This window comes from Fretibacterium sp. OH1220_COT-178 (assembly GCF_003860125.1).
Taxonomy (GTDB): Bacteria; Synergistota; Synergistia; order Synergistales; family Aminobacteriaceae; genus CAJPSE01.
This window is the reverse complement of record NZ_RQYL01000068.1, coordinates 1-821: the sequence shown is the minus strand read 5'-3', so window position 1 is coordinate 821 and position 821 is coordinate 1. Positions and strand designations below refer to the sequence as shown.

Below are 821 nucleotides of genomic sequence, written 5' to 3'. Positions count from 1 at the left end.
GGTGTCGGTGAGGGCGGACGGCACGGTCCTTTGGGGCGGAGCCGCGGTGACGAGCGCCGACGTCCCCGCTCTGGCCTCGCAGGCCGCGGCCGAGAGCCAGGACATCCTGCTGGCGGGGGACCGCACGGCGCCCTATGGGGCCGTCGCGGAGCTTCTGGATCTCCTTCGGCGTTCGGGGCTGGAGAGCGCGGGGCTTGCGCTGCAGGGAGGGGCCCCGTGAGCCCGTGTTTTCTGCGCCGATGGACTTTGCCCGCGGCCCTGAGCCTGGCCTTCCACGCCGCGCTTTTTCTCCTTCCCGCGGAGAGGGAGGCCCCGGAGCCCCGTCCCGCTCTGAAGCTCATTCTGGTCCGTCCGGCGGGCGTTGCGGGCCGGTCCCGCTCCGACGGAGGCGGCCTGCCGGGAGACGGGCCGAGTACCGGGCCTCCCTCTCCATCCTCCATCCCGCAGAGGAAAGACCAGCCGCAAAGTCTCAGGCACGAGGCTAAGGCCGATCCGGTCCAGAAAAAAAATCCCAGACCTAAAAAACAACCCAAATCCAAGCCGCCGGTTCCCCAACCGAAGCGTGTGCGCAGGGCCGATCCCGTTCCCGCTCCGCCGGCGGAGGGGCCGGGTGGAGAGATTACGGCGGTTGTTCGGGGTCGTGTTCCCGCGCCGGGCACTGCCGGAGGCGGCTCCGGCGGCGCGGCGGGCGCCGGTGTGGGGCCTTCGGCAGGGCCGGTGGGGGGGACGGGGCCGGTGGATGTGGGGACGCTGAAAATCCTCTCCAAGACGCCGCCGGAGTACCCTCTTTTCTCCCGCAGGCGCCGTGAGGAGGGGAAACT

Annotated in this window: 2 protein-coding genes; both read left to right on the top strand. The window is 70.9% G+C overall.

Annotated elements, in window-relative coordinates; genetic code table 11:
- Positions 1-220, top strand: a 220-nt coding sequence (locus EII26_RS12840; RefSeq protein WP_233572760.1) for an ExbD/TolR family protein, incomplete at its 5' end; no start/stop codon positions are given.
- Positions 217-821 (top strand): hypothetical protein (locus EII26_RS12835; protein ID WP_124889541.1); only part of this gene is annotated, 605 nt, incomplete at its 3' end. The genes EII26_RS12840 and EII26_RS12835, both read left to right, overlap by 4 nt.